The sequence below is a fragment of the Ramlibacter sp. WS9 genome (assembly GCF_003797765.1).
In the GTDB taxonomy this organism is placed as follows: Bacteria; Pseudomonadota; Gammaproteobacteria; order Burkholderiales; family Burkholderiaceae_C; genus Ramlibacter.
Map to the genome: position 1 here is coordinate 73277 of NZ_RKMB01000006.1, position 26015 is coordinate 99291.

Annotated in this window: 32 protein-coding genes and 1 other RNA gene; 11 read left to right on the forward strand and 22 right to left on the reverse strand. The window is 64.5% G+C overall.

Annotated features, from left to right (window positions below):
• Nucleotides 1-8: 8 nt before the first annotated feature.
• Nucleotides 9-143, reverse strand: a complete 135-nt coding sequence (locus EEB15_RS34455; RefSeq protein ID WP_255466314.1) for a hypothetical protein — start codon at nt 141-143, stop codon at nt 9-11.
• Nucleotides 140-946 carry a BRO family protein gene (locus EEB15_RS11685; protein ID WP_233259464.1) on the reverse strand — a complete coding sequence of 269 codons (807 nt, stop codon included), beginning with the start codon at nt 944-946 and terminating at the stop codon, nt 140-142. The genes EEB15_RS34455 and EEB15_RS11685 overlap by 4 nt, the downstream gene beginning before the upstream one ends.
• Nucleotides 947-1122: 176 nt before the next feature.
• Between EEB15_RS11685 and EEB15_RS11690 the strand changes: the two genes are divergently transcribed.
• Nucleotides 1123-1461 carry an Mpo1-like protein gene (locus EEB15_RS11690; RefSeq protein ID WP_141510035.1) on the forward strand — a complete coding sequence of 113 codons (339 nt, stop codon included), beginning with the start codon at nt 1123-1125 and terminating at the stop codon, nt 1459-1461.
• Nucleotides 1462-1469: 8 nt separating this feature from the next.
• Here EEB15_RS11690 and EEB15_RS11695 read toward each other — a convergent pair whose 3' ends face one another.
• Genes EEB15_RS11695 through EEB15_RS11710 form a run of 4 tightly spaced genes read right to left on the reverse strand, consistent with a single transcriptional unit; the run spans nt 1470 to nt 5666 of the window.
• Nucleotides 1470-1766, reverse strand: coding sequence for a hypothetical protein (locus EEB15_RS11695; RefSeq protein ID WP_199236513.1), 297 nt, complete (start codon nt 1764-1766; stop codon nt 1470-1472).
• Between the two features lie 46 nt (nt 1767-1812).
• Nucleotides 1813-3663 (reverse strand): CocE/NonD family hydrolase, encoded by a 1851-nt coding sequence (locus EEB15_RS11700; RefSeq protein WP_141510036.1) that lies wholly within the window; start codon nt 3661-3663, stop codon nt 1813-1815.
• Nucleotides 3664-3670: 7 nt separating this feature from the next.
• Nucleotides 3671-4630 (reverse strand): tripartite tricarboxylate transporter substrate binding protein, encoded by a 960-nt coding sequence (locus EEB15_RS11705; RefSeq protein ID WP_141510037.1) that lies wholly within the window; start codon nt 4628-4630, stop codon nt 3671-3673.
• A gap of 25 nt (nt 4631-4655) precedes the next feature.
• Nucleotides 4656-5666, reverse strand: coding sequence for a porin (locus EEB15_RS11710; protein ID WP_141510038.1), 1011 nt, complete (start codon nt 5664-5666; stop codon nt 4656-4658).
• A gap of 169 nt (nt 5667-5835) precedes the next feature.
• Between EEB15_RS11710 and EEB15_RS11715 the strand changes: the two genes are divergently transcribed.
• Nucleotides 5836-6777 (forward strand): LysR family transcriptional regulator, encoded by a 942-nt coding sequence (locus tag EEB15_RS11715; RefSeq protein WP_141510039.1) that lies wholly within the window; start codon nt 5836-5838, stop codon nt 6775-6777.
• A gap of 15 nt (nt 6778-6792) precedes the next feature.
• Here the strand turns inward: EEB15_RS11715 and EEB15_RS11720 are convergent, their stop codons facing one another.
• Nucleotides 6793-7995: a YihY family inner membrane protein gene (locus EEB15_RS11720; protein ID WP_141510040.1), complete on the reverse strand. Its 1203-nt coding sequence runs from the start codon at nt 7993-7995 to the stop codon at nt 6793-6795.
• Nucleotides 7996-8018: 23 nt separating this feature from the next.
• Here EEB15_RS11720 and EEB15_RS11725 point away from each other — a divergent pair, with 23 nt between their 5' ends.
• Genes EEB15_RS11725 through EEB15_RS11755 form a run of 7 tightly spaced genes read left to right on the forward strand, consistent with a single transcriptional unit; the run spans nt 8019 to nt 12347 of the window.
• On the forward strand, nt 8019-8408 hold the full coding sequence (locus tag EEB15_RS11725; protein ID WP_141510041.1) for a DUF2069 domain-containing protein: 390 nt from the start codon (nt 8019-8021) through the stop codon (nt 8406-8408).
• A complete protein-coding gene (locus EEB15_RS11730) occupies nt 8401-9813 on the forward strand; it encodes an FAD-binding oxidoreductase (protein WP_141510042.1) in 1413 nt (470 codons plus the stop codon). The genes EEB15_RS11725 and EEB15_RS11730 overlap by 8 nt, the downstream gene beginning before the upstream one ends.
• A gap of 27 nt (nt 9814-9840) precedes the next feature.
• On the forward strand, nt 9841-10080 hold the full coding sequence (locus EEB15_RS11735; protein WP_141510043.1) for a type II toxin-antitoxin system CcdA family antitoxin: 240 nt from the start codon (nt 9841-9843) through the stop codon (nt 10078-10080).
• Between the two features lie 6 nt (nt 10081-10086).
• A complete protein-coding gene (locus EEB15_RS11740; RefSeq protein WP_141510044.1) occupies nt 10087-10401 on the forward strand; it encodes a CcdB family protein in 315 nt (104 codons plus the stop codon).
• Nucleotide 10402: 1 nt separating this feature from the next.
• A complete protein-coding gene (locus EEB15_RS11745) occupies nt 10403-11239 on the forward strand; it encodes a thymidylate synthase (RefSeq protein ID WP_141510045.1) in 837 nt (278 codons plus the stop codon).
• 16 nt (nt 11240-11255) lie between these two features.
• Entirely contained in the window at nt 11256-11753 is a 498-nt protein-coding gene (locus tag EEB15_RS11750) for a dihydrofolate reductase (protein ID WP_141510046.1), read from the forward strand.
• Nucleotides 11754-12347 carry a DUF4337 domain-containing protein gene (locus tag EEB15_RS11755; protein ID WP_141510047.1) on the forward strand — a complete coding sequence of 198 codons (594 nt, stop codon included), beginning with the start codon at nt 11754-11756 and terminating at the stop codon, nt 12345-12347. It abuts the gene before it with no gap.
• 18 nt (nt 12348-12365) lie between these two features.
• On the opposite strand, the gene EEB15_RS11760 is transcribed toward EEB15_RS11755, so the two are convergent.
• On the reverse strand, nt 12366-13136 hold the full coding sequence (locus EEB15_RS11760; RefSeq protein WP_141510048.1) for a hypothetical protein: 771 nt from the start codon (nt 13134-13136) through the stop codon (nt 12366-12368).
• A 60-nt stretch (nt 13137-13196) separates the two neighbouring features.
• Between EEB15_RS11760 and xth the strand changes: the two genes are divergently transcribed.
• Nucleotides 13197-13973, forward strand: a complete 777-nt coding sequence (xth, locus tag EEB15_RS11765) for an exodeoxyribonuclease III (protein WP_141510049.1) — start codon at nt 13197-13199, stop codon at nt 13971-13973.
• Nucleotide 13974: 1 nt separating this feature from the next.
• Here xth and ntrC read toward each other — a convergent pair whose 3' ends face one another.
• From ntrC to EEB15_RS11795, 6 genes are all read right to left on the reverse strand, one after another.
• Nucleotides 13975-15471: a nitrogen regulation protein NR(I) gene (gene ntrC, locus EEB15_RS11770; RefSeq protein WP_141510050.1), complete on the reverse strand. Its 1497-nt coding sequence runs from the start codon at nt 15469-15471 to the stop codon at nt 13975-13977.
• A gap of 37 nt (nt 15472-15508) precedes the next feature.
• Nucleotides 15509-16585: a nitrogen regulation protein NR(II) gene (gene glnL, locus EEB15_RS11775; RefSeq protein WP_141510051.1), complete on the reverse strand. Its 1077-nt coding sequence runs from the start codon at nt 16583-16585 to the stop codon at nt 15509-15511.
• Between the two features lie 4 nt (nt 16586-16589).
• Nucleotides 16590-17078, reverse strand: coding sequence for a hypothetical protein (locus EEB15_RS11780; RefSeq protein ID WP_141510052.1), 489 nt, complete (start codon nt 17076-17078; stop codon nt 16590-16592).
• Between the two features lie 155 nt (nt 17079-17233).
• The gene (gene glnA / locus EEB15_RS11785; protein ID WP_141510053.1) at nt 17234-18649 is read right to left on the reverse strand and encodes a type I glutamate--ammonia ligase; all 1416 of its coding nucleotides are present in this window, start codon (nt 18647-18649) and stop codon (nt 17234-17236) included.
• A gap of 208 nt (nt 18650-18857) precedes the next feature.
• A complete protein-coding gene (locus EEB15_RS11790) occupies nt 18858-19685 on the reverse strand; it encodes a molybdopterin-binding protein (RefSeq protein ID WP_141510054.1) in 828 nt (275 codons plus the stop codon).
• Nucleotides 19657-20544, reverse strand: a complete 888-nt coding sequence (locus tag EEB15_RS11795; protein ID WP_199236514.1) for an EI24 domain-containing protein — start codon at nt 20542-20544, stop codon at nt 19657-19659. The genes EEB15_RS11790 and EEB15_RS11795 overlap by 29 nt, the downstream gene beginning before the upstream one ends.
• A 48-nt stretch (nt 20545-20592) precedes the next feature.
• Between EEB15_RS11795 and EEB15_RS11800 the strand changes: the two genes are divergently transcribed.
• On the forward strand, nt 20593-21366 hold the full coding sequence (locus tag EEB15_RS11800) for an alpha/beta fold hydrolase (RefSeq protein WP_141510055.1): 774 nt from the start codon (nt 20593-20595) through the stop codon (nt 21364-21366).
• Between the two features lie 4 nt (nt 21367-21370).
• On the opposite strand, the gene EEB15_RS11805 is transcribed toward EEB15_RS11800, so the two are convergent.
• From EEB15_RS11805 to ompA, 8 genes are all read right to left on the reverse strand, one after another.
• Complete coding sequence (locus EEB15_RS11805; RefSeq protein ID WP_141510056.1) at nt 21371-22093, reverse strand: pseudouridine synthase; 723 nt, start codon at nt 22091-22093, stop codon at nt 21371-21373.
• A gap of 67 nt (nt 22094-22160) precedes the next feature.
• Nucleotides 22161-22343, reverse strand: a complete 183-nt coding sequence (locus EEB15_RS11810) for a hypothetical protein (protein ID WP_141510057.1) — start codon at nt 22341-22343, stop codon at nt 22161-22163.
• Between the two features lie 127 nt (nt 22344-22470).
• Entirely contained in the window at nt 22471-22773 is a 303-nt protein-coding gene (locus tag EEB15_RS11815; protein ID WP_141510058.1) for a hypothetical protein, read from the reverse strand.
• 51 nt (nt 22774-22824) lie between these two features.
• Nucleotides 22825-23172 (reverse strand): hypothetical protein, encoded by a 348-nt coding sequence (locus tag EEB15_RS11820; protein WP_141510059.1) that lies wholly within the window; start codon nt 23170-23172, stop codon nt 22825-22827.
• Nucleotides 23173-23233: 61 nt separating this feature from the next.
• Nucleotides 23234-23609: a transfer-messenger RNA gene (gene ssrA / locus EEB15_RS11825) on the reverse strand.
• A 13-nt stretch (nt 23610-23622) separates the two neighbouring features.
• Complete coding sequence (locus EEB15_RS11830) at nt 23623-24297, reverse strand: HAD-IA family hydrolase (protein WP_141510060.1); 675 nt, start codon at nt 24295-24297, stop codon at nt 23623-23625.
• Nucleotides 24297-25007, reverse strand: coding sequence for a bifunctional 2-polyprenyl-6-hydroxyphenol methylase/3-demethylubiquinol 3-O-methyltransferase UbiG (gene ubiG / locus EEB15_RS11835; protein WP_141510061.1), 711 nt, complete (start codon nt 25005-25007; stop codon nt 24297-24299). Before ubiG ends, EEB15_RS11830 begins: the two co-directional genes overlap by 1 nt.
• A 106-nt stretch (nt 25008-25113) precedes the next feature.
• On the reverse strand, nt 25114-25797 hold the full coding sequence (ompA, locus tag EEB15_RS11840) for an outer membrane protein OmpA (protein ID WP_141510062.1): 684 nt from the start codon (nt 25795-25797) through the stop codon (nt 25114-25116).
• Nucleotides 25798-26015: the final 218 nt, after the last annotated feature.

Consider the following 26015-nt stretch of genomic DNA (forward strand, 5'->3'; position numbering starts at 1 on the left):
CGTAGGGTTCAGCTTTCATCGGCCGGCAGTGCGTTGAGCGACTGCGGTGTCAGGCCGTTGCGTTCGGCATCTGTGCCCGCCTGTTCCAGAGCAAGCGTTTCAACGGGAACGGTCGAAACGGTCAGATTGCCTATTGAAGTCACGCCTTGGGCAGCGTCCTCTTCACGGCCTTTTTGGCCGGCGGTGCGAGATAGTTTTGGCCAGAAACGACCGACTTTCCGGTCTGACTTTCGAGCTGCGTGCGGGCCTGCCGGGCGATTCGCCCGCCGGCCTGTGCGGCACCCTTGTTTTCGCCCATGCCGGTGGCATCCGTGTTCTCGGCAATCTGCCGGGTGGACAGTTCGGCCAGCGCGGTGAAGATCAACTCGGCCTCCGTCATGTGGTCGCGCAGGTTGTGGGATTTCAGACCCTTGAGTTTCTTGTGGTCCTTGACGCTCACCCCTGACCACTCCTGATGAATGATGTTGGTGAGGACAGCGAACTCGTCGCCCGGCTGGACTTCGTGCTCGCGCCAGTAGTCAGTCAGCTTATTACGCGTTTCTTGCCCCGTCATGCGCTGCTGGATCCACTTGTCGCTGCGGCCATGCTGCTGCCAGGTCTGGCGCGCGCGGTCCAACGACAGGGCCGGATCGGACATTTCCTGCATACGCTCGTAGCCCGCTTTGGCCAACCACAGCTTGATGGGCTCGGCCTTGGGACTGGGCACGGACTGCACCAGGCGCAGCAGGGTTTCGGCGGTGGCCGCGTCGGTAAGCCGTTGCTTGCCGTCAGCAGCGAGCATCTTCAACTGGTGACAGCTTGTCACCAGTTGACTGCCTTCCTTGTCCAGCCGGCGCTTGAGCTGGTTCCAGTACTTGCGGGCAGTCAGATCGTCAGGCTGCTGGGTCAACACCTGCACGACGTCAACGACCGAAAACCACCAAGTCTCCGTCGCCTCGTCATACACGCGGCGAATGGACTGGCCATCGAACTCGGTTGGCATAATTTTCATGGTGTATGCGCAACGATATTCTCAAAGGGCTGCTCAAGCATGGGCGCTGAGGTTACACGATGGAAACCCGGTGGCAGGCAACGCCACTCAATGGCAACATGGCCAGCAGCCCGGAGCCACGGAGAAACGCCATGAACACGACTACGAGCACTGCCCCACCGGTCGACCCAACCGCTTTCAAGACTTTTGCTCAGTTCTACCCGTTCTACCTCACGGAACACAGCAACATCACTTGCCGACGCCTGCACTTCGCCGGCTCCACCCTCTCGCTCGTCTGCCTGGCGCTGCTGATCGTCACGCGCAGTCCGTGGTGGCTGCTGGCGGGCTTGCTCTGCGGTTACGGCTTCGCGTGGATCGGCCACTTCGGCTTCGAGAAGAACAAGCCCGCCAGCTTCAAGCGCCCGCTCTACAGCTTCATGGGCGACTGGGTGATGTACAAGGACATCTGGACAGGCAAGGTCCGCATCTAGCGCCGCGTTCAGCGCGGGGCGTAGCCCGGCGTGAAGACGTTGTGCGCGGGATAGACCGCGACCTTGGGCTCGCCCTGGATGCCCGCCTTCTGCACGCCTGGCATGAGCCGCTGCAGGGCGAAGGCCTGGAAGTCCTCGGCGCGCTCCCACAGGTCGGCAACGCGCAGCCCGCCCTTGTCGTCGAACGCGGCAACGTGGAACAGCCCGCCCGGCGGCGGCTTGCCCTCGAAATCGACGATCTCGCAGACCTCGTCGTATTGCTCGCGCGTCACCTGGTTCCACTCCATGATCATCAGCACAGCCATGTTGGCCTCCATCGGTTGAAGCGAGGGCCGTTCGCCCTCGACTGCATTACGTGGGCCGGCCCGGGGTGGATGCAGGCAGGACCGGAAGCAAAAGCTGCGAACGGTGCACTGGCGATAGATGGATGCTATTGCGCGCCCTGCGCCGCGGCCCGGCGCTGCCCTCGGGCGCGCCGGTGTTCGGGTTCACGTCGAAGCGCGGAAAGTTGCTGCTGGAAATGTCCAGGCGAATGCGGTGCCCCTTGCGGAACAGGTTGGACGTGGGCATGGGCTCGATGGTGATCTCGGCCACCTCTCCCGGCGCCAGCGGCTCGGGGTGTTCCCACGAGCGGCGGTAGCGGCAACGCAGGATGCCGTCCGTGATATTCATCGCAAAGCCTTGCGGCCAGTCCTCGCTGGGCGGGTACACGTCGATCAGCTTGGCCGTGAAGTCCGTGTCGGGTGCATCCGAAGAAATCCAGAGCTTGATCAGCACGGGGCCGGTCACGTCCACGTCTTCTTGCAGCACCGGCGACTCGAACACCAGCACGTCGGCGCGATCGGCCAACGGCCCGTAGGGCGGCGCGGCGCCGAACACACCGGCGTGAGTGCGCTGGTCATAGGCGCCTGCCACCATCAAAGGCTCGCCCGACGTGACCGAACCGCCGATCGTGGGCACCGGGTGGGCCGGATCGAACTCGTACTCGAGCGAAGCCGCCGAAGGGGCCGCCTGGAGCGCGAGGGAGCCGTCCGCGTGCAGGTACCAGGGCACAAGACTCGTACCCGGCACCGGCCAGTCGCGCGCGGCGAACCACTCGCCGCCATGCTCCAGCCGTCCTTCGGCGTTGCGTCGCCCCGAACCGCCTCCCATGCGGAAGTAGCGCACGCACGCGTCGGCGGTCGCTTCTCGCCCCTTCAGCCAGCGGTCGAACCAGGCCAGGCGCATCGCCAGGTAATCGTCGGCCAGCACGCCGTCGAGCAGCGCGCGCGGACCGAACTCCACGTCCCCGGCGAAGGTCACGCTGCGCTCGCCGTGGGTCCATGGCCCCAATACCAGTTGCGCACGGCCCTTGGGCGAGCGCGAGATGCCGAGGTAGTTGTCCGTGGTGGTCTGCGCATACGGGTCCCACCAGCCGCACATCAGCATCACCGGGATGCTGTCGAACACTTCGTAGTGGCCGGCCGCGTACAGCTCGGGCTGGCGCCAGTAGTCGTCGAAGCTGCCGCGCTCCCATTGCTCGAACAGGTAGTTCTCGTATTCGGGCACGGCGCGCAACGGCGAGTCGCCGCGCCGCCACGGCAGTGCCTTGAACCAGCTGCCGATGTCTTCTGCGGCCATGGCACGAACGGCATCGCTGACCTGGTCCGACGCACCCGCCTGCTGCGCGTTCTTGAAGGCCCACGTGGCCTGCTTCAGCTCGAAGGCGCCGCCATGGCGGATGCCGCCGCGAAACGCGTTGGCGAAACCGCCGCACTCCATGAACATCGCTGCCAGGCCGGCCGGCCGCTGGCTGGCCAATGCGGTCTGCGTATGGGCGGCGTATGACAACCCATAGGTGCCGACACGGCCATTGCACCAGGGCTGGACCAGCAGCCAGGCCATCGTGTCGGCGCCGTCGTTCGCTTCGCCCAGGTACTTCGTAAAGCGGCCCTCGGAGTCGAAACGCCCGCGGCAATCCTGGACCACGACCGCATAGCCTTGCCGCGCGAACCGGGCCGCAACGTCACCCCGCAGGGGCGGTTGAGGATCGGCCACCGTACGCTCGCGCCGCGCCGTGGCGTTGCGGCCATAGGGGGTGCGTTCCAGCAGAGTGGGGAATGGACCTGGGTCTGCCGGCAAATAGATGTCCGTCGCGAGCCTTACCCCGTCGCGCACGGCAACCATCACGGTCGTCTTGACCACGTCGTTTGTACTGTTCATCCGTCAATCAATCGATCTTAAGGTTGCGGTCCTTGATGATCTTGGCCCAGCGCGCCGTGTCGTCCTTCATGAAGCGCGCGAGTTCCTGCGGTGTGGTGGGCGCGGGCTCGGCGCCCTGCGCCACGAGCTGCATCGACACTTCCGGGTCGGTCAGCGCGTTCATCAACGCTGTGCTGACTTTAGAGACCACGTCGGGAGGTGTTCGCGCCGGCGCGAAGAGGGCATACCAGATGTCGTATTGAAAGCCGGGCACCCCGGCCTCCGCGAAGGTGGGCACGTCCGGCAAGGCGGGCGAACGCTTGCGGCTCCCCACGGCCAGCGGCGTGAGCTTGCCCTGCTTCAGGTGAGCCATGACGCTCGGCACGGCATTGACGCCCAGGTGCACATGCCCGCCCACCAGCTCCGTCACGGCCGGTGCGCCGCCCTTGTACGGGATGTGGACCATGTGCGTGCCCGTCATCGACTGGAACATCTCCATCGCCAAATGTCCCGGGCTGCCGGACCCGCTGGAGCTGTAGTCGAGGCGCCCGGGCTTGCTCTTGGCCAGCGTGATCAGGTCCTTGACCGAGCGCACGCCCAGGGATGGGTGCGTGGTCAGGATGGGTATGTTGACCAGCACCCGGCCTACCGGTGCGAAGTCTCGCGTCGGGTTGTAGACGAGCTTGCTGATGAGGAGCGGCGTCGTCACCATGCTGGAGCCGGCTCCCAGCAGCAAGGTGTATCCGTCCGCCGGCGCCATGGCTGCTGCCTGGATGCCCGGCACGCTGGGACGGTTCTCGATAATCACCGGCTGCTTCCATTGATCCGACATCTTGCGCGCCACCACGCGCATGGCGTTGTCGGCGGCCGCCCCCGCGGGGAACGGGATGATCACGCGCACCGTGCGTTCCGGGAATTCACCGGCCCAGGCGCCTTGCAAAGCCAGTGCGGCCAAGCCTGCTGTGAGGAAATACTTCGGTTTGCTCATTGGGGTTGCATGCTGTTCGCTCAGATCAGAAGTCGTGCCGGATGCCGGCGCCGATGGCGCGCACCGCGACGTTGCTCCTGCTCGAGTCGATACCGTCGCGATCGATGAACGCCTGCAGCTCGGTGCGCTTGGACAACGCATAGATGTACGCCAGCTGCCAGCGTTTGCGTTCGCCGGTGAGCGAGGCCTGCACGTCGCGTTTCATGAGGTTGAGCGTCACTGCATGCACATTCTGGCTGTATCTGGCGCCGACGATCCAGTAGTCGACGTCGCGCCGGCTGGTAGCGGTGTTCTTGTAGCTGTCGCGGCCGAAGAGCGCGTAGGGCTCGAACGCGCCGAAGTCGTAGCGCAGGCCAGCCTGCCACTTGTGGTCGAACTCGTTGTTCCCCAATCCGCCGGGCCGCGTGTCCTTGGCGAACCCGACACCGGCGCGCACGGGGCCGCCTGCGTAGCTCAGGCCAAGGTCCAGCGACTTAGCGCCGTTCTCCACGTCGGGCGTGGCCGGCGCGCCACGCAGGTAGTAGCGCGTGCGGACGGTGAAGCCGCCCCAGTCGGGGCTGGCATAGCCGATCGCATTCGAGGTCCGGTTGCGCGAATTCAGGATCGCCGTCCCGATCGCCGTGGCGCCCGCGTCGTTCGGTGCGAAGGAGGTGATGGCGGTGACCTGCGAATACAGCGGCGAGCCGGTCGGGTTGGCGGAATCCAACCGACCCAAGGCGACGGTGCCGAACGAGCCTTTCAGCGCCGCATAGCTGTTGCGAAAGGCCGGCACCGTGCTGGCGCCGGTGTCGGCTTCCGCACCCATCTCCAGCCCGAAGGCCGCCGTGAGGCCGCCGCCGAGATCTTCCGTCCCGCGAAAACCCAGGCGCGATGCGTTGTCGCGCAATTCCTTCGTGTCGCTGGCGCTGCCGGCCTTGATGCTGTTGACCGTGAGCCGCACCTGCCCGTACACCTGCGCCGTCTGGGCCAGGGCCTGGGGCGCTGTAGCCGCCGCAAGCAGACCGCCCAGGGCGGTTGCACACATGCGCTTGTTCATGAATCTCTCTCCTCGTCGTGGTTGAAAAATCTGCAGGCGGGCGGATTCTCTGGCGCGGCTGTGCGGCCCACAACGCTATGACGGAAGCGCATTGCCCTATGCGGATCGCGCGGGACTTGCCGCGACACGGCGGACCTGCAAAGATGCGGGCGCACCCTTCGCGAGGCCCATGAACTTCAAGCAGCTCGACGCATTCCAGGCCATCATGGCCGGCGGTTCGACCATCGCCGCGGGCGAGCGCATGGGCTTGTCGCAATCGGCGGTGAGCCGCCTGCTGGCGCAACTCGAGGAAGACCTGGGCCTGCGCCTGTTCGTGCGAGAAAAGGGCCGCCTCATTCCCACGCGCGAAGCGCAGACGCTGTTGCAGGACGCGCAAGGACTCGTCGATTCAGTGCAGTGCTTTCGCCGCCATTCCGAACAGCTGCGCCTGGGCGGCTTCAAGCGCCGCCTGCTCAAGGTGGGGCTGCCCTCCACGCTAGCCACGTACCTCATGCCCGCGATTGCGGAGCGCTTCATGCGCGAGCATCCGGACGTGGTGCTCGAAGTGCTGTCCGGCTCCTACGCCGAAACCGAACGCGCCATCCTCAGCCGCGAAGCCGACGTCGGCCTGGTGCGCTTGCCGATGGAAATGCCCGGCCTGCAGGCCAACGCTTGCCTGGAGTCCGACGCGGTTTGCATCATGCCTCGCGGCCACGCGCTGGAAAACAAAGAAGTCGTGGAACCGCTGGACCTGGATGACGTGCCCCTGGTTCTGCTGGGGCGCCAGCGCGCCATCCGGCACGAGATCGACATGGCGTTCCGCCAGGCCCGCGTGCCGCCGCGCATCGCGATCGAGGTGCATTCGGTCGGCGTGGCCTGCAGCCTCGTGGCGCAAGGCCTCGGCGTGTCGATCGTCAATGCGTTGCTGGCGAGCTACTGCACCGGCATGGCGTTCACCACCCGACCCTTCCGGCCGCGCATCAGCTACCAGCTGGGCATCGCGACGATCGAGAACTCGCCCTCCGCGCCGCTTGCCGCTGCGTTTTCCAACCTGCTGCTGGATGCCGCGCTCGCCGGCCAGGACGCGCAGGCGCACACGCGCCGCATCGCGGATGTGTCAGTGCGGAGTTAATCCACAACCCGCGCCCTACATCACGTCCCTCAAATACAGCGTCGAAAGCTGCCCGCTTTTCCACAACTTGGCGGTTGCCTCCGACTGGGGCAGCAGCAAATGGCGCATCAGCGGCTCCAGCGCCGTGGATTGCACATCGGCCAGGAGGATGTAGCGCGTCGTCGCTTCGTCCTGGGTTTCGTTCAGGCGGCCGATCCAGTCCAGCGACACCAGCGTTTCGAGTACCGGCTCGAGCTGAAGCGAATCCACCTGCAGCGATTGCCCGAGTTCGACTGCGCTCATGCCGCGGCGGGCCGTGGGACGCGCGCCGTGCAAGTGCTGGAGCACCTCCAGCGCCAGCTGGAACTGCCAGCCGTGCGCGCTGCCGCGGCGCCATGTGCCGGCACGCAGGCTCGGAAGATAGGCGGCGATCACGGCGCCCAGCAGCGCCATTACCCACACCAGGTAGATCCAGACCAGCAGGATGGGCAGCGTGGCAAAGGCCCCGTACACCGCCGAATAGGTCGGCACCTTGCCGATGTAGAGCGCCAGCAGCTTCTTGGCGAGTTCGATGCCCACAGCCGCAAACAGTCCGCCCGCCCAAGCATGATCGCGGCGCACCGGCGTGTTGGGCACGTAGCGATACAACGCTGTCAGCCCCGCTGCGAGCAGGAAGAACTCGATGACGTCGAGCAGGAAGGTCAAGGTGCCCGGCATCGAACCGACCAATCCACGCGACGCCGACAGCACATACGAGCTGATGCTGAGCGATGCACCCAGCAGCAACGGCCCGAGCGTCATCACCGCCCAATAGACGAGCACTCGCTGGCCGAGAGGCCGCGGCCGCTTGACGCGCCAGATGCCATTGAGCGTGCGGTCAATGGTCAGTACCAACGCGAGCGCGGTGACGAACAGCACGGCCAGGCCCACGGCGCCAAGCCGGCTCGCCTTGCCGGCGAACTGGTTGAGGTACCCCAGCACCTGGCGCGCGATCGAATCGGGGATCAGGGCCTGCACCAGCCAGGCTTGCAAAGCCTCCTGCAGCTTGCTGAACATCGGGAACGCCGTGAACACGGCGAGTGCCACGGTGAAGAACGGCACCAGGGCCATCGTCGTCGTGAAGGTGAGGCTGCTGGCCGTCACACCCAGGCGGTCCTCGCGGAAGCGTTCGCGCAGCGTGAGCGCGGTCGACTTCCAGGGGAAGCGCGAGAGTTCGGTGAGCAGGGGTCGGAGGTCCATCGCCCGCTATGATGCCATCGCCCATGCACGCCTCTGAATCTTCCACCGACACGCATCGCGACCGAGTCGCTTATACGCGCTGGCTCGCCGTCGGCAGCGTACTGGGGCTGATCGTGCTCGGGTTGGCGTGGGAGCTCTGGCTGGCGCCGCTGCGGCCGGGCGGTTCGTGGCTGGCGCTCAAGGTGCTGCCGCTGTGCATTCCGCTGGCGGGGCTGCTGCGAAACCGCATGTACACCTACCGTTGGCTCAGCCTGCTGGTGTGGGTCTATTTCACCGAAGGCGCCGTCCGCGCGTACAGCGACCGGGGCCTGAGCACCCAGTTCGCCCTGGCCGAAGTGGCGCTGTGCCTTGTGTTGTTTGCCGCCTGCGTCCTGCACGTGCGGATCCGGCTTGGAAAGGCCAGCCATGACTGAATTGATCAACCAGCTGAAAGCCGCGGTCGGCGCCGCGAATGTGCTGACCGAAGGCGACCTGAGCGCCTGGGAACAGGATTGGCGCAAGCGTTCGCAGGGCAAGGCGTTGGCCGTGGTCCGCCCCGCCAATGCCGGTGAAGTGGCCCAGGTCGTGAAGGCGTGCGCTGCCGCCGGTACTTCCATCGTGCCCCAGGGCGGCAACACCGGGCTCGTGGTCGGCTCCATCCCCGACGACTCCGGGCGCCAGGTGGTGCTGAGCCTGCAGCGCATGAACGCGGTGCGCGAGATCGACGGCGACAACCTGACCATGACGGTGGAATCGGGGTGCATCCTGCAAACGCTGCAGGATGCGGCGGAAAGAGCCGGCTTCCTGTTCCCGCTGAGCCTTGCCGCGGAGGGCAGCTGCACCATCGGCGGCAACCTGTCCACCAATGCCGGCGGAACGCAAGTCGTGCGCTACGGCAATGCCCGCGAGCTGTGCCTGGGCCTCGAAGTGGTCACCGCGCAGGGCGAAATCTGGGACGGCCTCACGGGCCTGCGCAAGGACAACACGGGGTACGACCTGCGCGACCTTTACATCGGCAGCGAAGGCACGTTGGGCATCATCACGGCGGCCACGATGAAGCTCTACCCGCTACCCGCGGCCGCGCTCACCGCATGGGCCGCGGTGCCATCGATGGAAGACGCGGTGCGCCTGCTGGGCCTGGCGCACCGCCACCTCGGCGCAGGGCTGACCGGCTTCGAAGTGATGGGCCAGTTCGCACTCAGCCTGGTGGCAAAGCATTTCAAGCAGTTGCGCGTACCGCTGTATCAGCAGGCGCCTTTCTGTGTGCTGCTGGAAACCTCCGACCATGAGTCGGAAGCTCACGCCCGCGTGCAGTTCGAGCGATTGTTGGAAACGGCGATGGAAGAAGGCTGCGTTACCGACGCCGTGGTCGCCGAGAATCTGGCGCAGGCCCACCAGCTCTGGCACATCCGCGAAAGCATTCCGCTCGCGCAAGTGGAAGAAGGCGCCAACATCAAGCACGACATCTCCATCCCGGTGTCGGCGATCCCCCAGTTTTGTGAAGCGACGGACGCGCTTTTGGCGAAGGCGATTCCGGGCGTGCGGCTGGTCAACTTCGGCCATCTGGGCGACGGCAACCTGCATTACAACGTGCAGGCACCCGAAGGCATCGATGCGGCGCAGTTCCTCGCGGAACAGGAAGACAACGTCAACACGGTGGTGTACGACTCGGTGCGCAATTTCGGCGGCTCCATCTCGGCCGAGCACGGCGTGGGCAGCCTGAAAGTGGAAAAGCTAGAGGACCACAAGTCGCCGGTGGCGCTAGGGCTGATGCGGGCGGTCAAGCGGGCGCTGGATCCGGCCAATACGATGAACCCAGGGCGGGTTGTGCGCATATAATATGCGCATCCTTGATAGGAGCTGCAGATGCTGAGATTCGACGATGCCCCGAAGAAGGCAACCAATCTGTCCCTGAATTCCAAGGTCCTGGAAATAGCCAAAGAGCTCGGGATGAATATCTCGCAAACGGTGGACGTTCTGCTGGCCGCCGAAGTGAAGCGCCGCTATTGGGAACGGTGGAACGAGGACAACAAGGACGCGATCGATGCCTACAACGCGCGCATCGCCCGCGAAGGCCTGCCGCTGGCCAAATACCGCTCCTTCTGACTCGCGATGGCCCGCTTCGATGTCTATTCCCATCCGGACACGGCGCTGCGCAAGGTCACGCCGTACTTGCTGGATGTCCAGAACCCCCACATCGATCGCATTGCCACGCGCGTGATGTTGCCCTTGCGCGTGGCCAGTTCGTTTTCCTTGCGCATGCGCGACTTGAATCCGGCCTTTACGATTGCGGGCAAGGAGGTCGTCGCGGATACCGCGGCACTTGCCGCATTTCCGTTTGCCGAACTGCGCGCGCCTGTCGCCACGCTCAAGCCCAACGCCGGTGAAATCCTGGCGGCATTGGACACCCTTTTTGGATCGTATTGATATGAATCCGTCCCGCCCCGTTCGCTCCCAGTACGAGGACTTCATGCGCCATGTTTACACGCATGGCACGCCCAAGACCGACCGCACCGGCACCGGTACGCGCAGCGTCTTCGGCCATCAGATGCGCTTCGACCTGGGCGAAGGCTTTCCGCTGGTGACCACCAAGAAGGTCCATCTCAAGTCCATCGTCTACGAACTGCTGTGGTTCCTCCAGGGTTCCAGCGACAACAACTGGCTGAAGGAGCGTGGCGTTTCCATCTGGGACGAGTGGGCGCGTGAAAATGGCGACCTCGGTCCTGTGTATGGCGTGCAATGGCGCAGCTGGCCCACACCCGATGGCGGGCACGTCGACCAGATCGCCGAAGCCATCAAGACGATCAAGACCAACCCTGATTCGCGCCGCATCATCGTGAGCGCGTGGAACGTGGCCGACATCCCGAAGATGGCGCTCGCGCCTTGCCACGCGTTCTTCCAGTTCTACGTGGCGCCATCGCAGGTGGCTGGTGAGCCGGGCAAGCTGTCGTGCCAGCTGTACCAGCGCAGCGCAGACATCTTCCTGGGCGTGCCGTTCAACATCGCGAGCTATGCCCTGCTCACCCACATGATGGCGCAGCAATGCGACCTGGCCGTGGGCGACTTCATCTGGACGGGCGGAGACTGCCACATCTACAGCAACCACCATGAGCAGGTCGAGCTGCAGCTGAGCCGCGAGACTCGCCCCTACCCTACGCTGAACATCAAGCGCAAGCCGGCATCGATCTTCGACTACGAGTTCGAGGATTTCGAGGTGCAGGGCTACGACCCGCACCCACCGATCAAGGCGCCGGTGGCGGTGTGATCCAGACAATCGACCCATGAAAATCGGAATGATCTTCGCGCGCGCGCGCAACGGCGTCATTGGCAAGGGCGGCGTCATGCCCTGGCACCTGCCGGAGGACCTCGCGCACTTCAAGCGCGTTACTCTGGGCTGCCCGGTCATCATGGGGCGCAAGACCTGGGATTCCTTGCCGCCGCGGTTCCGGCCGCTGCCGGGCCGCATCAACATCGTCGTGACAAGGCAGGGCGAGTGGTGCGCCGAGGGCGCGACCCGCGCCTCATCGCTCTCCCAAGCCATTTCGCTGTGTGACGGCCAGCCCCAGGTGTGGGTGATGGGCGGCGCGGAGATCTATGCGCAAGCCGTTCCGCTGGCGGACACTGCTGAGGTGACCGAACTCGAAACCGATTTCGAGGGCGATGCATTCGCGCCGACTTTCGATGCTGCATGGAAGGAAACAGCGCGTGAGCGTCACGTTTCCGCCACCGGCGTGAACTACAGTTTCGTCACCTACACGAATACCCAACGAGGAGTTTAAATGTCCGGAGCAGGATTCCATGTGCATGGACCGCACGATCACGAGCTGGAGCACGCCACCCAGCACGCCGCCCACGGCGACAGCGCGGGCACCATGATCAACCAGATCGCGATGTTCACCGCCGTCATCGCGACGGTGGGCGCGATCTTCGCGTACATGGGCGGTGCCACGCAGGCCAACGCGGGCCTCTACAAGAACAACGCCGCGATCAAGAAGACCGAAGCGTCCAACCAGTGGAACTACTTCCAGGCGAAGAGCACGAAGCAGTCGCTCGCCGAGATCTCGCGCGACCTGGCGCCCGTGGCGGGCGACAAGGAAAAGTACCAGGCCAAGATCGACCGCTACGAAAAGGAAAAGAAGGAAATCCAGGCCAAGGCGGAATCGGTCGAAGCCGAATCCAAGGATTGGGACAAGAAGAGCGACGAGCAAATGCACCAGCACCACCGCTGGGCCCAGGCCACCACGGCACTGCAGGTGTCGATCGCGCTCGCCGCCATCGCCCTCTTGACGAAAAAGAAATGGCTCGAATACGGCATGTTCGGTGTTGGCGCCATCGGTGTGGCCATCGGCGCGCTGGCGGTGTTGCACATTTGATTGCAGACTGAACTCCACTCAGTCCTCGCGCGGGCGGCGCGTTCTTTGAACGATCGAAACCAGCAGTACCAGCGCGGCGACAGCTAGCGGAACCCAGATCAGGAAATACGGCGGCGTGTCGCGCTCGGGTGTGAATCGTGCGCGCACCGCCGCGTTAAAGTCCTTATCACCCGTCCATACGGTGGTGGGCGCTTTGGAAGCGAGCACGGCCGGCAGCGCGGCCGTGCATTCTTGCAAGGTCGCGTAGAAGACTGTTCTGTACGCGGTGTCCATGAACTGAGGCGTCATTTTTTCCGGCTCGCACTCGGTCAACAGGCACTGGGTCTGTGGTGCGCGCGCGCTGGTCGATTGGCTTGGAAACTCGTAGCTGATCCCCATGTGCGGCCCGGTGCGCTTTCCGCTTGCAACGCACTTGGCGCTGACGAACGTCCCGGCCACGGCCACGGCATTGGGGATCTCGTGCGTGACGTGGTCGTGCCAGAACGCCGCACCACCCGCTGCGAGCGCGGCGAGAGAAATGAACTCCGCAGCGTAACCGCGCCGGGGACGGTCCTGGCTGCCCGTGCTCGCCGCAATGGCTGCAAGACGCGCGCGACGACGGCTCACCAGGTAGTCCATCAGCAGGTAGCCGACGATGGCCACAGGCGCGGCCACCAGTCGGTATCGAAAGACTTCGTGCTCGTCCAGATTGCCCATGTCCACACCGGATAGCCCGATCACGGCGAGCATGAGGCCCAATACGACAAAGGTAACCACCATCACTTTGATCGCGTAGTCGAAAATGGACATGAAGTTCAACCCTATGTGGCAGAGTATTGCCCTTGGCATGCAAACCGATGGATAGCGAATATGAAGATTACGACCTGGAACGTCAACTCCCTCACGGCGCGGCTGCAGCACGTGCTGGATTGGACGGCGGCAAACCCCGTTGACGTGTTGTGCCTGCAAGAGCTCAAGCTCACCGACGACAAGTTCCCGCTCGACGCGCTGCACGAGGCCGGCTACGAGCACTGCGCGGTGTTCGGGCAAAAGACGTACAACGGCGTCGCCATCATGAGCCGCCATCCGCTGCGCGACGTCGTGAAGAACATCGTGGGCTTCGCCGATGAACATTCGCGCGTGATCACGGCAACGCTGGATTCACCGACCGGCGAGTTGCGCCTCGTCAACGGCTACTTCGTCAACGGCCAGGCGCCGGGTAGCGAGAAGTTCGAATACAAGATGAGCTGGCTGCGCGGCTTGCGCGACTACCTGCGCGAAGAAGTCGCGAAGCATCCGCAACTGGTGCTGCTGGGTGACTTCAACATCGCGCCGGAAGACCGGGATTCCTTCGACCCGGTGGGCCTGAAAGACACAATCCACCATACCGTGGAAGAACGGGATCACTTTCAGAAGCTCGTGGAGCTGGGCCTGTGCGACAGCTTCCGGATGTTCGAGCAGCCGGAGAAAAGTTTCAGCTGGTGGGACTACCGGATGCTGGGCTACCAGAAGAACCGGGGGCTGCGCATCGACCACATCCTGGTGACTGAGGCGCTCAAGCCGCAAGTCAAGGGTTGCGCGATCGACCGGGTGCCGCGCAAATGGGAAAAGCCGAGCGATCACGCGCCGGTGACGGTGGAGATCTGAGTTACTCCAACCCGAGTTCCTGAATCTTCCGTGTGATCGTGTTCCGCCCGATGCCGAGTTTCTGCGCGGCTTCGATGCGGCGGCCGCGGGTGTTGGCCAGCGCGGTGAGGATCAGCTTCGACTCGAAGCGTTTCGTCAGCGCATCCCATACGTCATGACGGCCGCTGGCGAGCAATTCCAGCGCTTCGGCTTCCAAGCCCGTTTCCCAGCTGGGTGATCCGACGGCCACACCGGCAACGGGTGCCATGGCCGGCACGCCAGGCGTCGCATCCTCGGCCACTGCAGGCCTCGCCGATTCGACCGGTGCGGTCCTGATCACCCCCGCGTCCGAGCCCGACGGCGCCATCTCCGGCGGCAGGTCCTTAGGCTCGATCAGCTGTGCCGGCGCCATCACCGTGAGCCAATGGCAGATGTTCTCCAACTGGCGCACATTGCCCGGGAAGCCGAACAGCGACAGCCGAGCCAGCGCCGCATCCGAGATGCGCTTGGGCTCCACGCCCAGTTGCTTGGCGCTTTGCTGCAGGAAATGCCGCGCGAGCATCGGGATATCGTCCAGGCGCTCGCGCAGTGCCGGCAGCCGCAGGCGGATCACGTTCAGGCGGTGAAACAGGTCTTCGCGGAAGACACCTTCCTTGACGCGCTGCTCCAGATCCTGGTGGGTGGCGGCGATGACGCGCACATTGGCCTTGACGGCGTTGTGCCCGCCCACGCGGTAGAAGTGGCCGTCGGACAGCACGCGCAACAGCCGCGTCTGCAAGTCGAACGGCATGTCCCCGATCTCGTCGAGGAACAGCGTGCCGCCCTCGGCCTGCTCGAAGCGGCCGCGGCGCATGGTCTGCGCGCCGGTGAAGGCGCCGCGCTCATGGCCGAACAGTTCGGACTCGAGCAGATCCTTCGGGATCGCCGCGGTGTTGATCGCGACGAACGGCCCGCCGGCACGGGGCGAGTGCTTGTGCAGCGCGCGCGCCACCAGCTCTTTGCCCGAGCCCGATTCGCCGGTGATCATGACCGTGACGTTGCTTTGCGACAGCCGGCCGATGGCGCGGAACACGTCCTGCATCGCAGGGGCCTGGCCCAGCATCTCGGGCGCGGCGGTCATGCGCTCTTCGGCCACTTCCTCGCGCTGGCTTTCTTCGACGGCGCGGCGAATGAGCTCGATCGCCTTGGGAAGATCGAAGGGCTTGGGCAGGTATTCGAAGGCGCCGCCCTGGAAGGCCGACACGGCGCTGTCCAGGTCCGAGAACGCCGTCATGATGATCACGGGCAGGCCCGGATGCTTTTCTTTGACCTTCGTCAGCAGGTCCAGGCCCGAACCACCGGGCATGCGGATGTCGCTGACCAGGATCTGCGGGCCGTTCTCGTCGTCTCCCGACTCCAGCGCGGCCAGCACCTCTCGCGGATTGGTGAAGCTGCGGGTGGGAAGGTCTTCACGCAGCAGCGCCTTCTCCAGCACGAAGCGGATGGATTGGTCATCGTCAACTATCCAGATCGGCTTCATGTCTTGTTGTCACCTCAGGTCGAACGCGTTATCTACTTCATGGCAACGGAATCAATATCTTGAAGTCCGTCCTTCCCGGCACGCTGTCGCACTCGATCAGGCCATGATGCTGCTGGACAAATGTTTGCGCCAGCGTCAGCCCCAGGCCGGAACCGCCTTCTCTTCCCGATACGAGCGGAAAGAAGATCCGATCCCTGATCGAGTCCGGCACGCCGGGCCCGTTGTCGATGACATGCAATTCCAATGCCAGTCGATAGCGCTGCTTGCCGAAAGTCACTTGCCGGCTCACGCGCGTGCGAAAAACCAGCTGCGCATCGCCGACGGAAATGCGGTCCGCGAGTGCCTGGCACGCGTTGTGTGCGATGTTCAGCACGGCTTGAATCAGCTGTTCACGGTCACCTCGGAACTCGGGGATCGAGATGTCGTACTCGCGCACGACCTTCAGCCCGCGCGGGAATTCCGCCAATATGAGCGAACGCACGCGCTCGCACACCTCATGGATGTTGACGTCGCCCACCACGTGCGGCCGGCGGTGCGGCGCGAGCAGCCTGTCCACCAGCGTCTGCAGCCGGTCCGCCTCGTGAATGATGACCTTGGTGTACTCCTTGAGTTCCTTGGAATCGATCTCCATCTCGAGCAGCTGGGCCGCCCCGCGGATACCGCCCAGTGGATTCTTGATCTCGTGCGCGAGGTTGCGGATCAGTTCCTTGTTGGCCTGGGCCTGGTCCAGCAGGCGCTCTTCACGGTCCTGCTTGGCCTGCGCTTCCAGCGGCAGCAACTCCACGATGATCTCGCCGGCCTTGTCGGTCTGGGCGACGACGACGTGCACGGGCAAGGGTTCGGCATTGCTCTGGCGCAGCAGCCACGCGTCGTAGCGCAGGGCCGCGAACTCGTTGCTGCCCGCGCCTTCCAGCGCGTTCTGCAGGATGTGCGGCTCGGTGAAGCATTGGGGCAAGCTCGATCCCTCGATCGTTCGGCGCGAAATGCCGAGCGCGTCTTCGAGGGCCGAGTTGGCGAACAGCACGGCGCCGTCGCCGCGAACCACCGCCACCAAAGTGGCAAGCAGGTCGAGCGACTGGAATCGGCTGGAGGGGGGTGCGGGTGGAGGGCTCAAGCCCTCATTTTGCCCGGCTGAGCTCGCGCTTGATGCCGGCAATGTCGCTTTCGGTCCGCGCAATGCTGGCTTTCAGCTCGGCAACGCGGTCGATGTACTTCTGGTGATTGCGGTGTTCGGGGCCGAGTTTCTCGGGTTCACCGTTGTTGTATTCCTTGACCAGCTCGGCTTGGCGCGTCTCGGCCTTCTTCAGCTCGGCTTCCAGAATCACCCGCGCATCGGAATCGCGCGCGCGCTGGCCGTCGGCATCGATGCGCTGGCCACCGGACGCTTGCGGGGCGGTGGCGACGCGCACAGGTGCCGCAGTGCTGCCGTTCGGGCGCGTTCCCTCGATCACGGTGATGTGGCCACCGTCCATGGTCTTGCAGCCCTTGGCCTTGGCCTCGGCGGCGTTGTTGGTGTAGGTGCTACCGCAACGGTAGATGGTGGTCTGCGCGAAGCTGCTGGTTGCGATTGCCGCAGCGGCCAGGGGGATCAGGAAGGCGAAGTTCATGGAGATTGCTCCTCCGCACCGTAATGCATAGGACGGCCTGCCAGTATCGCGCAACTCTTCAGAAAAGCCAATTAACCCGTTGATTCCAAAAAGAAAAGGACCCTTTCGGGTCCTTTTCACGCAACTGGGCTGTGTAAATCTACAGCACGCTGGCTTTACAGGCTGTAGTACATGTCGTACTCGACCGGATGGGTCGCCATGCGGAAACGCGTCACTTCCTGCATCTTCAGCTCGATATAAGCGTCGATCATGGTGTCAGTGAACACGCCGCCTTTGGTCAGGAAGCCGCGGCCCTTGTCCAGGTAGTCCAGCGCCTGGTCGAGGCTGTGGCAGACGGTCGGGATCTTCGCGTCTTCTTCCGGCGGCAGGTGGTACAGGTCCTTCGTGGCGGCTTCGCCCGGGTGGATCTTGTTCTCGACGCCGTCGAGGCCCGCCATCATCAGGGCCGTAAAGCCGAGGTACGGGTTGCACAGTGGATCCGGGAACCGCGCTTCGATGCGGCGGCCCTTCGGGCTGGCCACGTACGGGATGCGGATGGAAGCCGAGCGGTTCTTGGCCGAGTAAGCCAGCTTGACCGGCGCCTCGAAGCCAGGCACCAGGCGCTTGTAGCTGTTGGTGCCAGGGTTCGTGATGGCGTTCAGCGCGCGGGCGTGCTTGATGATGCCGCCGATGTAGTACAGCGCGAAGTCCGACAGGCCGGCGTAGCCGTCACCGGCGAACAGGTTCTTGCCGTCCTTCCAGATCGACTGGTGCACGTGCATGCCGGAGCCGTTGTCGCCGACGATGGGCTTGGGCATGAAGGTGGCCGTCTTGCCGTAGGCGTTGGCGACGTTGTGCACGACGTACTTGAGCAGGATCGTCCAGTCGGCGCGCTGAACCAGCGTGCTGAACTTGGTACCGATCTCGTTCTGGCCGGCGCCCGCCACTTCATGGTGGAACACTTCGACCGGGATGCCCAGGGATTCGAGGATCAGCGAGATCTCGGCGCGCAGGTCTTGCGTGCTATCGACCGGGGGCACGGGGAAGTAGCCGCCCTTGACGGTGGGACGATGGCCCTTGTTGCCGCCTTCGAGCTGCTTGCCGGTGTTCCACGGCGCTTCGTACTCGTCGATGTGGAAGAACGAGCCGGACATGTCGTTGCCCCAGCGCACGTCGTCGAAGATGAAGAATTCAGGCTCCGGGCCGAAGAAGGCGGTGTCGCCCAGGCCGGATGCCTTGAGGTACGCCTCGCCGCGCTTGGCGATGGAACGCGGGTCGCGGTCATAGGCCTTGCCGTCGCCCGGCTCGAGCACGTCGCACGACAGGAACAGCGTGGTTTCTTCGTAGAACGGGTCGATGTTGGCCGTGTTCGCGTCCGGCATGAGCAGCATGTCGGAGGCTTCGATGCCCTTCCAGCCGGCGATGGACGAACCGTCGAACGCGTGGCCCGCGCTGAACTTGTCTTCATCGAAGTGCGAAACGGGCACAGTGACGTGTTGTTCTTTTCCGCGGGTGTCGGTGAAACGGAAGTCGACGAACTTGACTTCGTTTTCCTTCACCATCTTCATCACGTCTGCGACGCTCTTGGCCATCGGGTTCTCCTAGTGGATGGTTGGTTGTTAAGAATTGACGGGGTGAGAATGCAGTTTCTGTGCCAAAGCTGGTGCATGGCGCGGGCTGCAAAGCTCGGCGATTGTCCCTGATCTTTGACCGTTTTCCCTACGGAAGCCCTGCCCTTTTGGATGAGTAACGCCCAAATCTGGTGCTTGACCGACAAAGCACCGTCTTGGTGCAATCGACCTAACGCACCAATTCAGGGCCCAACTTGGCACCGTGCCCCTTCAGCCCGGCGAGCAACTGCGCGTAGGCGGGATCGATCCGCGACGGATCGCCCTTGACGCCCAGGTCGATGTGGCGCCCGTATTGCGGATGGTCGACGCTAGGCAGGCTGAACACCTTGATGCCCGGATGGTCGCGCTCGATCTCTTCCATCAGGGGGGTGAGCGTGGCCTCCATGGCGCCGAACACGATCACCGATTTCTCCACATAGGCTTTCTCGCGGAACAGGGCCTGATACTGGTTGTCGAGCACCCACTCGATCATCGGCCATGCCATGACGGGAAAGCCGGGCACGAAATGCACGTCGGCGACGCTGAAGCCGGCGATCTTGTTGAACGGGTTGGGGATGATGCGCGCGCCTTTCGGAAAGACTCCCATGTTCAGCCGATGGATGTTGTCGGGGCGGTCCGGCTCGTAGGCCGTGCCCTGCTCGCGCGCGGTGTCCTGCATGCGCTCTCGGATCAGTGCCTCGGCCTGCGGATGCAGTTCGAGCTCGAGCCCCAGTGCACGGGCCGCGCACTGGCGTGTGTGGTCGTCCGGCGTGGCACCGATGCCTCCGCAAGAGAACACGAGGTCTCCCGACGCAAAGGCCCGCTTGAGCGTGGCGGTGATGCGGTCGGGCGAGTCACCCACATATTCCGCCCAGGCCAGCTGCAGGCCGCGCGCGGCGAGCAGCTCGATCACTTTGGGCATGTGCTTGTCGGCGCGCTTGCCGGAAAGGATTTCGTCGCCGACGATGATCAGGCCGATTTCGCGCGGCTCAGGGGACTGGGGTGATGCTCGCGTCATCCGGCAATCCTAACGGCGGTGGGCTCGGCGTGGGTGCGGGCGTTCCGGGCGCCTCGACCAGCGGCTCGGCGCGCAGCGCCTGCAGCGCCGACAGGCAGTAGTGCGCAAACCAGAGGGAGGCGAACGCGAACACCAGCGTGTAGATCCAGATCGCAACCGGCACCAGGAAGACGAAGAACACGGCGGCAAACAGCGCGCCGGAGGCCCAGACAATGCTCGGCGCGGCGCCCAGGAAGCCGGCCAGCACGCCGATGCCCAGCAGCCAGGGGCGGTGCCGCCTGAAGATCTCCCGACGCTCTTCGCGGCTGGCGTGCTCCGACAACGCGTCGTAGGCCATCACCCGGTAGGTAAGCCAGCCCCAGATCAGCGGCGGCAAGATGAGGATCAGAGGCGGGACCAGCCACAAGGGGAGCGACACGATCAACGCCGCCAGGGCGAGCAAGGTAGAACCCACCGACCAGGCGATGCTTCGAGGCAGCGAGCCGCCGTGCTTGCGCTCGAGCGCGGGGAAGCGCCTTTGCGCCACCAGCGCCGACAGCGCGGGCCCCATGAGCGTCGCCACCAGCAGCAATGAAAACAGCACGATGACGGGCGTCAACGCGAAGATCACCAACAGCGGCGCGACCATCGCCTTCAACCCACCCGCGCCTGCCCCTTGCAGCCAGTTGAACATGCTCGTCATGAGCTGTGACGACTCGAGCCAGACGCGAACCGAATCGATGGCCGGCTCCCAGAAGAAATAGCCGAGACCCAGGGCGAGCGCCACCATGATGATGAGCGGCAGGAACGACAGCGCGATGACGCGCGGATGCAGGCAATAGGCCACGGCGCGCCAGAACGAATCGAAGAAGGGGTTCATGGGCGCAAGGATAGCGCGGCCCGGCGGCCCTTCACTTACCATCGCCGAATGGAAAAGATCCAGGTCGACGGGGTGCATCTCGAAGTGCAGCGTCTGTCGCCGCCGACAGGGGAATCGCGAGCCCCCATCGTCTTCCTGCATGAAGGCCTGGGTTCCGTCGCCATGTGGCGCGACTGGCCGGCGCAGGTTTGCGCCGCCACCGGCCGCGGCGGCATCGTTTATTCGCGGCGCGGTTATGGCGAATCCGATGCGGTGCCCGACGTGCGCGGCCAGGGCCGGCTGCGGCCGGACTACATGCATCGCGAGGCGGTTGAAGTGCTGCCGCGGCTGTTGGAACAGTTGCATATCGAACGGCCCGTGCTGCTCGGCCACTCCGACGGCGGGAGCATCGCGCTGCTGCATGCCGCGCAATTCCCGGTCGCGGCATGCGTCGTGATGGCGCCCCACGTCATCGTCGAAGATGTGTCGATCCGCTCGATCGAGGAAGCACGCCGCGCATTCGAAGCCGGTGGCCTGCGCGAGCGGCTCGCGCGCTATCACGCGGATGTCGACGGCGCCTTCTGGCAATGGAACGACATCTGGCTCGACCCGGCGTTCCGCGGTTTCGACATCCGCCCGCAATGCCATCGCACCACGGCGCCGGTGCTGGCGATCCAGGGCGAAGACGACCCGTACGGCACCTTGCGCCAGATCGACGAGATTGCCCCGACGCTTGGCGCGTTCGAGCGGCGCGCGCTGCCGCAGTGCGGCCATTCGCCGCAGCGCGACCGGCCGGAAGAAACGCGGCGCCTCGTAGCCGAGTTTCTCGCCGCCCTGTCCTGATTCGTCAGCCGCGCAGCGCCGTCAGGTCTTCCGCGGTCAGCCAGCGCCATTGGCCCGGCAGCAAATCCGCCGGAAGCGCCAGCCCGCCGATACGCGAGCGATGCAAGCCCTCGACGCGATTGCTCACCGCCGCCAGCATGCGCTTGACCTGGTGGTACTTGCCTTCAGTCAGTGTCAGGCGCAAGTGGTGTTCGCCCACCATCTCACACGCGGCGGCGCGCACGGGCTTCGGATCGTCGTCCAGCACCACACCTTCCAGCAAACGGTCGACCTGGCGCTGGTCGAGCGGATGCTTCACCGTCACCTCGTAGACCTTGGGCACGTGATGGCGCGGCGAATTCATGCGATGGATGAACTGGCCATCGTCCGTGAGCAGGAGCAGCCCGGTCGTGTCCTGGTCCAAACGGCCCACGGCCTGCACGCCCTGTACCGCGCCTTTTTGCGGCCGCTGGCGCAGCGGCCCGGGCAGCAGGGTGTAGATACTGGGATAGGTCGAAGGCTTTTGCGAGCACTCCGTCCCGGCGGGCTTGTGCAGCATCACGTAGGCGAGCCGGTGGTACTGCCATTCCGCGCCGTCGACGCGAAACCGGAGGCCCTCGTCCTGCACTTCAGCCGTGGCGTCGGTGACGGTCTCGCCGCCGATCTCGACGTGTCCCTGCTGGACCAGGCCCGCGCAGACGCGGCGCGTCCCGAAGCCCTGGGAATAAAGAAGATCCTGCAATTGCATGGCGCCGAGTATCTCAAGCCCGGAGGCTCGGTGCGCCGCGGAGCGATCGGCGCCGGGCCGGCGGCGCCTACTCCTTGTCGAACTGCTTGTCCCTGCGCGCTTCCCGCGCGTCCTCCTCGCGCAGCGGGAATTTGTGCGCCTTGGGCTGGTTGCCGCGCTGCGCCCTGCGGTCGGCCTGCGTATCGGCCATGTCGAAATCTGCGTATCTGTCGCGTTGGGCTGCGGATTGCTTTTGCGGCGAGCGGTGCATGGGAAGGGTCCTCGAGCTGGTCATAGAATGAGAGGGGAGCGCCGGCGGGGCTGCCGGCGCCTCCGCAATCTAGGACGCACTCATTTCATGTGCTGTAGGACGACAGCGCATGCGCGTAGGACAAGGCCTAGCGACTGGAAGCAAATGTAGCCAGCCGGCGTTCCAGCGGCGACAACTGCATGCCGACCCCATGCAGATCCTCGTACAGCCGTAGGCGCGCCACGGCGCTGGGCTCGGACGCGATCCGCGCGCGAATCTCGTTGCGCTCCAGTTGCAGTTGCGCCATGCGGTCGGTCAGCCCCGCGGCGTCAGCGACGGCAAGGGCCGGCTTGGGTTGCGGTCGAGTGGGGTCGAAGGTCCAGGCGGAATGAGGGACGACGGCGCAGCCGCCGAGCAAGGCCAAAAGGACGCAGGGGATTGCAATGCGCATGGCAGCCTCTCGATGAGTGGCTGCCATGTTAGCGTCAGCCGGTTCCCTGCGTTACTGGACCGTGCCGCCCTTGCCGGCGGACACTTGAAACCCGAGCTGCATCACACCGACGTCCACAACCACCAGGTCCTGCCCTTGATGGTTGCCGCGGTGCACAGACCTGGCCTGGATGGGTGTCACCTTCACCTCGGGCGGTAACTGCACTGCCGGACCCTTCGCCGCGACAGTGGCGGCCTCTTGCGACAGCTTCAGAAGGCCGGCAATCATCCTGGGGACGTCCGAAACGCGGATTCCCAGCTTCGTGGATGTGCCGCCAGCCTGGACCTCGAAGGCCACGGCGCTTCCGTCCGGCGAAAGGCCGAGCCAATTGACGTTCGAAATGACCGGAATGTTTTCCATGGGTGTCGATCTTTTGGAATCAACGCCAACGTTGTCTTTGATTGGCGTTGACCGTTGTTGATGGTGGAGCTGGCGGGAATTGAACCCGCGTCCGCAAGCCTTCTTCGTACAGTTCTACATGTGTAGTCGTCTGATCAAGTCTCGCCTCCTGGACCGCGCAGCGACACGCAATCCAGAACGCCAGTCACCTATTTTCTCGTCCCCCGCCAAGTGACCCGGCGAGAGACCAGCCTATGAAATTATCTTTGCAGCCTGGACCCCCGAAGGGACCCTTGCCCAGCCCATAGGCCTGCTGTTGCAAAGCTCACCGGCAATTAAGCGGCGAGTGCGAAACGTTCGTCGTTTGCAGTTAGTTTGTTTGAATCTGTTTTACGAGCGCATTCAGCTCGACATGCCCTGCCACGCGTCCGAACCCACGTCGAAACCAGTGCAGCCCCAGGAAGTCGTATTTTAGGCCTTCTGCGCGATTTGCAAGAGGGAAAGCAAATCAAGCGGGGCATTGATGTGGGCATCGGCGCCCCACAGCTCGGTGTCGTTCTTGCTGCCGAGGTAGCCGTAAGTGGCAGCGACGGTGCCCATGCCGGCCGCCTTGCCGGCGGCAACGTCGCGCTCGTCGTCGCCCACATAGATACAGCGGCACGGCTCCAGGCTCAGCAGCCGCGCTGCCTCGAGCAGCGGGGCCGGATGCGGCTTGGCGTGCGGCGTCGTGTCGCCGCCGACGACGGCGCCTGCCGTCGCGAAAAGGCTCATTCCCTGCGTCAGCGGCCGCGCGAATCGCATGGACTTGTTCGTCACCACGCCCCAGGCCAGGCCGCGATCCAGCAATTCGGCGATCAGCTCGGCGATACCTTTGAAGGCATAGGTGCGCTGCGTCATGCAGTGCTCATAGTTGGCGAAGAATTCGTCGCGCAGCGCAGGGTAGCCCGCGTGGTCGGGCGTGATGCTGAACGCCACGCCGAGCATGCCGCGCGCGCCCGCGCCGGCCATCGGGCGATAAAGCTCGTAGGGCAGCGAAGGCAACCCGCGGTCCAGCCGCATCTTGTCCGCGGCGGCGCCGAGGTCGGGCGCGCTGTCGATCAAAGTGCCGTCCAGGTCGAACAGCACCGCGGCTACATCGTTGAACATCAGATTGCCTGGGTTGCCAGCATGTAGTTCACGCTGGTGTCGCCCGACAGCCAGTAGCGCCGGGTCAACGGGTTGTATTCCATGCCCCGGGTGTCCTGCAGGTGCAGGCCGGCGGCGCGGCAGTGGCCGGCGAGTTCGCTGGGGCGGATGAACTTGAGGAATTCGTGCGTGCCGCGAGGCAGCAGGTTGAGCACGTACTCCGCGCCGACGATGGCGAACAGGAAGGCCTTGGGGTTGCGGTTGATCGTGGAAAAGAACACCCAGCCACCGGGCTTGACCAAGGCTTTGCAGGCCCGCACGATGGAGGCAGGGTCGGGGACGTGTTCCAGCATTTCCATGCAGGTGACGACGTCGAAAGAGCCTGGTTGCTCGGCCGCCAGCGCCTCGGCGCTGACTTCACGGTACTCCACGTTGGCCGTGCCGGCCTCCAGGGCGTGGAGTTGCGCAACCTTCAGCGCCTTGGCGGCCAGGTCGACGCCCAGCACCTGCGCGCCTTTGCGCGCCATCGAATCCGAGAGGATGCCGCCGCCGCAGCCCACATCCAGAACGCGCTTTCCGCCAAGGGGCACGTGCGACTGGATCCAGTCGAGCCGCAAAGGGTTGATCTGGTGCAGCGGCCGGAACTCGCTTTCAGGGTCCCACCAGCGGTGGGCCAGGTCGGAGAACTTGGCCAGTTCGGCCGGATCGGCGTTGACGACGGTTTCGGTCATGGGGCTCGATTGTCTGTCAAAAGAAACGCGCCACTAAGGGCGCGTCCATGTAAAAAAGCCCCGCAAGGCGGGGCTTTTTCGATGCCAAGGCCGGAAGGCCGTGGGCTTACTTGTTGGCGCGGGTACCGACTACTTCGATTTCGACGCGACGGTTCTTGGCGCGGCCTTCGGCGGTCTTGTTGTCGGCGACGGGTTGCTTCTCGCCCTTGCCTTCGGTGTAGACGCGGTTCTTTTCGATGCCCTTGGAGACCAGATAGGCCTTCACGGCTTCAGCGCGGCGGACCGACAGCTTCTGGTTGTAGGCATCGGAGCCCACCGAGTCGGTGTGGCCGACGGCGATGATCACTTCGAGGTTGATGCCCTTGACCTTGCCGACCAGATCGTCGAGCTTGGCCTTGCCTTCGGGCTTCAGGACAGCCTTGTCGAAGTCGAAGAAAGCGTCAGCGGCGTAGGTCACCTTGGTGGCTGCGGGCGGGGCCGGGCGCGCGGGCGGTGCCGGCGGCTTGGCGGCGGGCGGTGCAGCCGGGGTAACGCCAGCGGCCGGGGGTGCGACCGGAGCGGCTGCGACCAGGGCGCCGTCGCAGCCCTTGGCGGCAGTGGCGGGCGTCCAGAAGGCATCACGCCAGCAGAGCTCATTGGTGCCGTTCTTCCAGACGATCTCGCCGGATCCATTGACCCAGTTGTCGATCCGGTTGCCGCCATCGGCAGCGGTCACCCGTGTTTGCGCCCCGGCGGCCGTTGCCAGCGCAGCGACTGCAAACATCAGCGCCACTTTGTTCAGTTTCTTCATGGTTCTCCTCTTGGGGAAAAAGCCGCAGCCGCGCTGCGTGAATAGAGACGTTTAAGGTGACCATCACCAAAAGCGTGAAATCATTGTGCCACACGTCCTTACACAAGCAATCGCTAACCCGTCCGTACCACGTAGGACAAAAGCTGATTCCCGGGCTTCTGTTGCTGGTTCGCGACAGGCCCCTTGACCGTAAAATCAAAGGTTTCGCCCCGGCCTCT